Origin of the sequence: Melaminivora alkalimesophila (assembly GCF_000282995.1) — a bacterium.
Lineage (GTDB): Bacteria > Pseudomonadota > Gammaproteobacteria > Burkholderiales > Burkholderiaceae_C > Melaminivora > Melaminivora alkalimesophila.
Window position 1 is genome coordinate 1 of record NZ_ALEE01000065.1, and the last position, 9410, is coordinate 9410.

Annotated in this window: 5 protein-coding genes and 2 pseudogenes; 6 read left to right on the forward strand and 1 reads right to left on the reverse strand. The window is 67.7% G+C overall.

Annotation, left to right across the window (positions count from 1 at the left end):
- Positions 1 to 4 precede the first annotated feature (4 nt).
- Complete coding sequence (locus A612_RS00695; RefSeq protein WP_241209499.1) at positions 5 to 1168, forward strand: sensor histidine kinase; 1164 nt, start codon at positions 5 to 7, stop codon at positions 1166 to 1168.
- A gap of 16 nt (positions 1169 to 1184) precedes the next feature.
- Here A612_RS00695 and A612_RS00700 read toward each other — a convergent pair whose 3' ends face one another.
- A complete protein-coding gene (locus A612_RS00700) occupies positions 1185 to 2240 on the reverse strand; it encodes an AraC family transcriptional regulator (RefSeq protein WP_206536102.1) in 1056 nt (351 codons plus the stop codon).
- A 436-nt stretch (positions 2241 to 2676) separates the two neighbouring features.
- Here A612_RS00700 and A612_RS00705 point away from each other — a divergent pair, with 436 nt between their 5' ends.
- The 5 genes and pseudogenes from A612_RS00705 to A612_RS00725 form a co-directional block, all read left to right on the forward strand.
- Positions 2677 to 3804 carry an efflux RND transporter periplasmic adaptor subunit gene (locus A612_RS00705; RefSeq protein ID WP_040435389.1) on the forward strand — a complete coding sequence of 376 codons (1128 nt, stop codon included), beginning with the start codon at positions 2677 to 2679 and terminating at the stop codon, positions 3802 to 3804.
- Positions 3801 to 6863 carry an efflux RND transporter permease subunit gene (locus A612_RS00710; protein ID WP_019372701.1) on the forward strand — a complete coding sequence of 1021 codons (3063 nt, stop codon included), beginning with the start codon at positions 3801 to 3803 and terminating at the stop codon, positions 6861 to 6863. Before A612_RS00705 ends, A612_RS00710 begins: the two co-directional genes overlap by 4 nt.
- Before the next feature lie 14 nt (positions 6864 to 6877).
- Entirely contained in the window at positions 6878 to 8386 is a 1509-nt protein-coding gene (locus A612_RS00715; RefSeq protein WP_019372702.1) for a TolC family protein, read from the forward strand.
- Positions 8383 to 8850, forward strand: a pseudogene (locus A612_RS16305) (NAD(P)/FAD-dependent oxidoreductase); the annotation flags it as partial. The gene A612_RS00715 and the pseudogene A612_RS16305, both read left to right, overlap by 4 nt.
- Positions 8828 to 9410: pseudogene (locus tag A612_RS00725) on the forward strand (FAD-dependent oxidoreductase); the annotation flags it as partial. The pseudogenes A612_RS16305 and A612_RS00725, both read left to right, overlap by 23 nt.

The following is a 9410-nucleotide window of genomic DNA, read 5'->3' on the forward strand; positions in this document are numbered from 1 at the left end:
CCTCATGCGGTTGAATTTCCTATCCGTCTTTCTGCTGGGCAACGCGCAGCTGCCTGCGCCGCCCGCACAGCCCATCACGCTGGGCGAGCCGTTGCTGTACCACGCAAAGGTGGACAGCCGCACCGTGCGTGTGGCCTTGCTGGAGGTGGACTATGGCAGCGAGCCCGCCCGCCAGCGCCTGCGGGTGCAGGTGGCGCAGAGCCTGACGGTGCGCGAGCGCATCGCGCAGGAGCTGCTTGAACAGCTGCTGCTGCCCATGGGCCTGATGGGCCTGGTGCTGAGCGCACTGGTGTATGCCGGTGTGCTGCGCGGCCTGCAACCCCTCAAGCGGCTGGAAGCGCAGATTGAACGGGCCGGCAAGCGCAGCCACAACGCGGCAGACCCGCTACCGCCCATTGAACTGACCTCGGCCCCGCAAGAGGTGTATTCCCTCGCCAGCACCATCAACCGCCTGCTGGAAGCCGTGGCCCGTGGGCAACAAAAGGAAAAGCGCTTCCTCAACGATGCTGCCCATCAGCTGCGTACGCCGCTGGCAGGCCTGATTGGCCAGACCGAACTAGCCCTGCACGAAAGCCATGAGCCCCAGGTGCGTGAGCGGCTGCAAAAAGTGCTGTCGGCCGCCCAGCGCAGTGCCCATCTGGTGCACCAGCTGCTGCAACTGGCACGGTCCGAAAGCAACGTGCCCATGCAGCCGTTGGACCTGCCACAACTGGCCTGCGAAGTGGCCCGCGAATGGACCGCCAAGGCCCTGGCTGCGGGCATTGACCTGGGATACGAAGGCGAAGAACACTTGAGCGTGCTAGGCCACCCCTTGCTGCTGCGCGAGGCACTGAACAACCTGATCGACAACGCCCTGCACTACGCCGGGCGGGGAGCCACCGTCACGGTGCGGGTCTACATCAGCGCACCCAGCATGGCCGCGCTGGTGGTGGAGGATGATGGCCCAGGCGTTCCCGAAGCACACATGGGCGACCTTTTCGCCCGCTTCTGGCGCGGCTCGGACAAGCCCGGCGGCTGTGGCTTGGGCTTGTCGATCGTCGAAGAAATTGCACTGCGCCACGGCGGCGAAACACTGGCAGAAACCGCAGGCAAGCAGGGGCTCCGCGTTGGGATGCGGCTGCCGCTGGCAGAGAACCCGAGCCTGTCAGCGCCAACAACCAGATCGTAGGTGGACTATCACAGCGCTACACCGCCACCGGAGGTAAGGCCTGCGAGGCCGCGCGATACTGAGCAGGCAGCTGCCCCGACCATCGCTTGAACGCCCGCCGAAACGCCCGCGCATCAGAATAGCCGACGGCATCAGCGACTTGGGCCATGGTCATGGAGGTGCGGGCCAACAAATCCCGGGCACGCTCGAAACGGGTCTCGTCGCGCAACGAACGGTAGCTGACGGATTGCGCCTCCAGCCTTCGGCGCAAAGTGCGCTCACTGACATTGACCATGTGCGCAAGCTCCCGCTGGGGCATGCGCTCATCCACCCCGACGCGAAGCCGGTTGGCCAGTGACTCCACCAGGTCATTGCGGCCAATCGGCTTTTGCAGCAGCGTGTTGAGTTGCTCCCGCACCAGCCCGCAGGTGATGCGGTCGTAGCCCGGTAGGCGAGCACCGAGCCAGTGGGACTCTATGGTCATCCGGCTCCTGCCCGCATCAAACCGCACCGGGCAACGGAAAAAGCGGCGGTATAGCTCTTCATGCGGTGGCTTGGGGAATGCCAGATCGATGCGCAGCGGCGCAAATTCAGCCCCCACCAAATAGCGACTTACAGCCACGGTCCCTGCAAAGTTCTCCTCCACCAGAAAGTTCTCGACTTCTAAGTCAAAAAGGCGTGGCGTCACATCCAGATGCGCCTCACGCCCCCGCACCTCAAACACGTTGTGCAGCATGGCTCCACCAGCCCCTTGCTGGGCCAGACCATATTCGATGGCCTCCCCAAAGGTTTCGCAGGTCAGCATGGCCAGGCCCAACAAGCCCCAGGACACGGGCGTCTGACGTGCGCCACACGCCAGCCCCAGAGCCGGATCGCGCGTGATGGCATGCGCCCGCAGGATCAGGCTGCGCACCTGCTGGTGAGAAAGCTGCAGGTGCCTATCCAGCAGGTCGGCATGGATAAAGCCAAGGCCCCGGCAAAGACGCTCCGGCGACACTCCGCGATCCTCCATCAGCCCCAGCAGGGAGCGTGCCGTGAAGGGAACGATATCGGCCACCATGTGGGCATCGGGCACGGTGGAAGAGGTGGACATAGAGGCGTGAGCGAAAGACATTGTCAGTGACATTAAAGCGGCCGAGCAATCCACATGATGACCCGAAATGTCCTTTTTGCCATGCTCAATATCCCCAGAGCGCACTCCCGATTGACCATCAAGCCTTTGATTTTATTTGATTTTCATGAGTGCATCCTGATTCATCCTGAGAAAAGTTGACCGAAGGGATCCCCAGACTGACCGAATTAGTTCCCTCGATGTTCCAGACGGAACACCAGCACCGATCAAATGCTTGCAGATGGATCTCTCCACATTGACGCCCGGACTATTGACCGAAATTGTCCTACTCTTGTCCTAGCCAGCCCCCTGCTCCCTGGCCCCCTCCATCTACAGTGCGCTCACCGTTTCATCCGGTAGCGCACCCACCCGGGATCGCGATACCGCAACGCACTTCACCCCCCTACCGAGGTCCACCGTGTTGTCTTCACTCGTTGTCCCCCTGCCGCGCCAAGCCCTGTACTGGGCACTGGCTGCGGGTGTTCTTTCTGCCGGTTGCAGCCCGGCCACGCCGCCCGCCAAGACCGAAGCAATCCGCCCCGCCCTGGTGGTACCGGTGCGCGATGCGGGTGCCAACAGCTTCCAGCTGGTGGGCGAGATTCGCGCCGCACAGCGGGCCGAACTGGCGTTTGCCGTGGGCGGCCGGGTGCAAAGCGTGCTGGTCGAGCCCGGTGACACGGTGCAGCGCGGCCAGGTGCTGGCCCAGCTGGACGAGCAGCCGCTGCGCGCCCAACGGGCCACGGCAGCGGGCGAGGTGGCCCGTGCCAAGGCGCAGGCAGGCGAGCTGGCCCTGCGCGCCGAACGGGTACGCCAGGCCCACCAGGCGGGCGCCACGGGCGCCGGTGAATGGACCGCCGTGCAGGCCGAGCTGGCCGCTGCAGAGGCCGCGCTGAAGGCCGCCCAGGCGCAGGAGAACAACGCACAGTGGTCTCTGGACCAGGCCCAGTTGCGCGCGCCGTTCAGCGGCGTGGTGGGCGTGCGGCACCTGGAGGCCGGGCAAACCGCTGGGCCTGGTGCACCCGTGTTGAACATCGACGGCACGGGGCGCGAACTGGTGTTGACCACACCCGCCACGCTGCCATTGAAAGTGGGGCAAGCCGTGACCCTGACCCCGGCCCAAGCCGATCTCCAGTCGGCACAAGCCCTGCCCAGCCGGGTGCTGCGGGTGGCCAGCCGACAAGATGCGGGCGGCACGGTGCGCGTCACGCTGGCGGCCCCTGCCAACGCCATGGTCGGCTCGACCTGGGCCATCCATATCCCGACCGCCGTGGGCAACACCGCCAGCACCGCTGCACCCACTGGGGTGCTGGTACCACTGCGTGCGGTGGTGCCCAGCGCACAAGCGGGCCAGGGCCATGTGCTGCGGCTGGCGCAAGACGGCAAGACCACCGAGCGCGTGGACGTGACCCTGGGCAGCACCCAGGGCGACTGGGTTCATGTGGCGCAAGGCCTGACCCGCACCGACCGGGTGGTGCTGGCGGGCGCGACCCACCTGCCGCCCGGCACCGCCATCCAGCCCGTCACGCCCCAGGGGAGCCAGCCATGAGCCTCTCTACCGCCGCCCTGGCACGCCCGCGCTTCACGTTGCTGACCATGCTGGCCTTGGTGCTGGTGGGTCTGTGGCTGGCACTGGACTTTCCTTCGACCGAGGAGCCCCCGGTCACCATCCGCACCGCTACCGTGCTCAGCATGACCCCCGGTGCCAATGTCGAAAGGGTGGAGCAACTGGTGGCCCACCCCACCGAAGAGTCCATCCTCGGGCTGCCCGAGGTCAAGCGCGTGAAAACCACGGTGCGCCCTGGCTTTGCATTCACCTATGTGGAGCTGGATGCCGCCGTGCCGCCCGACCGCCTGCCCGAGGTGTGGCAGCGCCTGCGCACCCGCATGAACCAATTGCAGCCGCAGTTGCCTGCTGGCACGCTGGGCCCGCTGGTGGATGACGAGTTTGGCCGCGTGGCCGTGCTCACCCTGGGCCTGACCGGCCCCGACTACCAGGCCGGTGAACTGCGCCACTACGCCCGCAAAATGCGCGACGATCTGCTCAAGGTGCCTGGCGTGGAGCGCGTGTCGCTGCACGGCGTGCGCGACGAGCAGGTGCAAATCGTGCTGGATGTGGCTGCCATGGCCGCCAAAGGCCTGAGCCCCAGCGCGGTGGAACGCGCCGTGGCCTCGCGCAACGTGGTGGCCGCAGCAGGCTTCATGGACATTGCTGGCACCGAAATCTCGCTGACGGTGAGCGGCGACGCCCGCACCCCCGCGGACCTGGGCACCACCCCGATTGCGCTGCCCCAGGGCGGCACGATGCTGCTCAAGAACATTGCGCGCATTGAGCGCACGCCGCAAGACCCACCGCTGTCTGGCGCGTTTGTGGATGGCACGCCTGCGGCCGTGATTGCGGTGTCGATGGACCCGGGCCTGAACGTAGTGAGCTTTGCCAAGAACCTGCGTGCGCAGGTGCAGCACCTCGAAAGCCAATTGCCCGTGGGCATGAGCCTGGTGCCCATCACCGACCAGGCCCAGATCGTGACCAAGCAGCTCACACAGGTCGGCCAGGTGTTTCTGGAGACCACCCTCATCGTGATGGCGGTGGTGGTGCTCTTCCTGGGCCTGCGCACCGGGCTGATCGTGGGAGCCATCGTGCCCACCACGGTGCTGGGCACCCTGGCCATCATGAAGCTGCTGAACATCGACCTGCACATCATCTCGGTGGGCGCCATCATCATTGCGCTGGGCCTGTTTGTGGACAACGCCATCGTGGTGGCCGAGGACATGGAACGCCGCCTGGCCCTGGGTGAGCCGCGCGAGCAAGCCGCCGCCGAAGCCGGGCGCACGATGCTGGTGCCGCTGTTGGTGTCCTCGCTGGCCATCATCCTGACCTTCATGCCCCTGGTGCTCTCCAAGACCGAAACGGGCGAATACCTGCGCAGCATGGGCATCGTGATGGCGATTGCGCTGCTGCTGTCGCTGGTGCTGGCCGTCACCGTCACGCCCTTGCTGTGCCAGTACTTTGCCAAGCACCATGCCGAACTCAGCCGGACCGCACGCGCCGTGGAGTCGCTGACCGCCTGGTACCGGGGCAAGGTGCGTTGGGTGCTGGGCCACAAGACGCTGTACATCGGGGCCATGGTGGCCCTGCTGGTGGCCGCCGGGTGGCTGTTCACCAAGGTGCCTTCAGAGCTGATGCCCGCCTCGGAACGGCGCCAGTTGCAAATGGCCATCGAGCTGGCCCCAGACGCCAGCACCCGCCACACGCTGGACACCACGGCTGCCATCAGCCGCGCACTGACCGACAAGAAAGCCTTCCCTGAGATCGCGAGCGCAGCGGTGTACATGGGCGATGGCGGCCCACGCTTCATCCTGGCGCTGAACCCGCCCACACCTGCGGCCCACCGGGCATATGCCGTGCTCACCCTGGCACCTGGCGTGACCCACGCTGCCGCGATTGAAAGCCTGCGCACCGGGCTGGGCCAACAGTTCCCTGAACTGCGCCTGGACCCCAAGCGCTTCTCCATGGGCTCCTCGGACGCAGGCACCGCCGTGTTCCGCATCACCGCCAGCGACGGCAAGAGCCACTACGCCGCCGCCGAGGCGCTGGAAGAAGCCCTGCGCGCCACCCCCGGCATCGGCGAAGTGCACAACGACGCCGAGCGCTTCATCCAGCAACTGGATGTGCGCATCGATCAGGTCAAGGCGCAAGCCGCCGGTGTGAGCAGCAGCGATATCGCACGCAGCCTGGACCAGGTGCTCTCGGGCGCCACCATCTCGCAGTTCCGTGAGGGTGACACCGTCCTGCCCATCGTGCTGCGCGGCGACGCCACCTGGCGCACCCGCATCGAGCAACTGCCCGCACTGCCCATCCAGAAGGCCGACGGCAGCGGCAGCGTGCCGCTGGGCCAGGTGGCCACGGTGCAGCTGACGCCGCAGCCCTCGGTGATCCAGCGCTACAACCAGGAGCGCGCCATCACCGTCACGGCCAAGCACCCGAACATGACCGCGCAAGGTGTGGCCGACAGCGTGCAAAACACCCTGCAGCAACTGCAAGACCCCGGCAATGCCACTGGCAGCGTGCGTGTGGCCCTGGGCGGCGAAATCGAAGAAAGCGCCAGCGCCAACGGAGCCATCGCCCAACTGCTGCCCGTGTGCGTGGTGGCCATGTTCATCCTGTTCGTGTGGCAGTTTGAAAGCGTCCGCAAGAGCCTCATCGTGCTGGCCACCATCCCGTTTGTGTCCATCGGCGCGGCCCTGGCACTCATCGCCACGGGCACCACGCTCACCTTTGTGGGCACGCTGGGCCTGCTGGCGCTGGCCGGCATCATCGTGAACAACGCGGTGCTGCTGCTGGACGCCATCGAAGAAGCCCGCCGCAGCGGTATGCCCGCCGCCGAAGCCATTGAAGACGCCGCCTCCAAGCGCCTGCGCCCCATCGTCATGACCAAGATGGTCTGCATCTTGGGACTGGTGCCACTGTGGCTGTTTGGCGGCGCGGTGTGGACCAGCCTGGCCGTCGTGATGATGGGCGGCCTGGCCCTGGGCACCCTGATCACCCTGGGCCTGATCCCCGCCCTGTATGCCGCCGCCTACCGCGTGCACCCCACCAACGCCTGAAGGAGAAACACCCCATGCGCTCCCCCCTTCTCCACCGCCGCACGGCCCTGGCCGGGTTGTTGGCCCTGGCGCTCACTGGCTGCGCCAGCGTCACGCCCCCCAGTGCCATCGGCCCTGCCACCGAACGCCACAGCACCGCCATGCCCGCCACCGCCGCCCTGGGCCTGGCCACCGGCACCCCCAGCCGCCACTGGTGGCAAGCTCTGCAAGACGAGCAGCTCAACACCCTGGTGCAGACCGCCATGCAGCACAACCAGGACCGCCAGGCCGCCGTGGCCGCCGTGCGCCAAGCCCGCGCCCTGGCCGGGCTGGCCGAGCGCTCCGCCCTGCCCCAGGGCAGCCTGAGCGCCCAAGCCCAGGCCCAGCGCCCCTCGCTCGCCGAGGTGGACCCCTACAACCAGGGCCAGCCGCGCCCACCAGAGCAGCGCCTGGGCACCATCGCCCAGATGGTGTCGTGGGAGATCGACCTGTTTGGCCGCGTCGGCACCGCCAGCGCCGTGGCCCAGCGCCAGGCCGACGCCGCAGCCGCCACCGCCCACAGCGCCGAAGCCCTGCTGCAGGCCGAGGTGGTGCGCCACTACGTGCTGCTGCGCCTGTACCAACACGACCTGGCACGGCTGCAAGAAGAAAGCGACGTGCTGCAACGCCGCCACACCCTGCTGCAAGCCCGTGAGCGCGCAGGCCTGGCCGACCAACGCGAAGCCCTGGCCGCCCAAGCCCAGCGCGAACAGGCCCTGGCCACCATCGCCCAAACCCAGGCCGCGCTGCACGCCACCCGTGCGGCCCTGGCCGTACTGGCAGGCCGCGCCCCTGCCACCGCCGAGGCCGACAGCACCTGGCAAGCCCTGCTGGCCCCCCAGACCACCGCCAGCGTCGCCCTGCCCGCCGTGCCTGACACCAGCGGCGTGGTGCAACCCACCGACCTGCTGGCGCGCCGCCCCGACGTGGCGCGTGCCGACGCACAACTGCGCGCAGCACTGGGCGAGACCGTGCTGGCCGACCGCGCCCACCTGCCCCGCCTGAGCCTGAACCTGAGCGCGGGCCTGAACGCCCCCTTTGGCGCCCTGGGCCAGGCCAGCGCGGTGCGCTACGCCGTGGGCCCCGCCCTGCAGTGGGACTGGCTGGACGCAGGCCGCAACCGCGCCCGCGCTGCGGCTGCCAAGGCAGGCGACGAAGTGGCCTGGCACCAGTTTGAGAACACCGTGCTGCAGGCCCTGGCCGACAGCGAATCGGCCCTGCGCCAATGGGGCGCCGCCCGCACCGCCTGGCAACATGCCACGCAGGCCGAAAGCGCGGCCCAGCGCGCTGCGCAACACGCGCAAAAGCGCTTTGACACCGGCCTGGAGCCCCCCACCGAAGCCCTGCAGCACCAGGCCCAATGGCTGCAAGCACGCCGCAGCACCATGGCCCAGCAAGCCGATGCCCTGCAGGCCTACGCCCGCGTGCAACTGGCCCTGGCCGCCTGGCAGCCCGACGATGCAGGCACTGAGCGCACCGCAGCCAACCCCAACGCCAAGCCATGACCCACCGCTTCTCCCCCTGCCCGCGCATCGTCATCGTGGGCGGCGGCACCGCCGGGCTGCTGCTGGCCACCCGGCTAGGCCAGCAACTGGGGCGCAAAGGCCGCGCCCAGGTCACGCTGATCGACCGCAGCCTCACCCACCTGTGGAAGCCCATGCTGCACACCATTGCCGCCGGCACGCGCGATGTGCACCAGCACAAAGTCAGCCTGCTGGCCCAGGCGCGCGCCCAAGGCTTTGCCTATGAGCCCGGCGAGCTGTGCGGGCTCAGCCGCAACCGCCGCCTGGTGCACCTGGCCGAACTGCCATCGGCGGGTGACAGACCCGTGGTCGGGCCACGCGCCGTGCCCTACGACGTGCTGGTGCTGGCCCTGGGCAGCGGTGCCAACGACTTTGGCGTGCCCGGCGTGCAGGCGCACTGCCACTTCATCGACAGCCAGACCCAGGCTGAACGCCAAGCGCTTCGACAACATCATGCTCAAGACCAAGACGGTGGGCGCCAAGGCCACACCCGAAGGCATCGAGGTGACGTTTGCGCCAGCGGAAGAGGGCGGTACCGCCCCCGCACCCCAGGTCTACGACCTGGTACTACAAGCCGTGGGCCGCACGCCCAACGGCAAGAAGGTCGCCGCTGAAAAAGCAGGCGTGGCCGTGACGGACCGCGGCTTCATCAACGTCGACATCCAGATGCGCACCAACGTGCCGCACATCTTCGCCATCGGCGACATCGTGGGCCAGCCCATGCTGGCGCACAAGGCGGTGCACGAGGCGCACGTGGCGGCCGAGGTCATCGCCGGTGAACTGCAGGGCAACAAGGAACTGGCAAGCGCTGCCTTCAACGCCCGCGTGATCCCGAGCGTGGCCTATACCGACCCCGAAGTGGCCTGGGTGGGCCTGACCGAGGACCAGGCCAAGGCGCAGGGCATCAAGGTCAAGAAGGGCCTGTTCCCCTGGGCGGCCAGCGGCCGCGCCATCGCCAACGGCCGTGACGAGGGCTTTACCAAGCTGCTGTTCGACGACAGCCCCG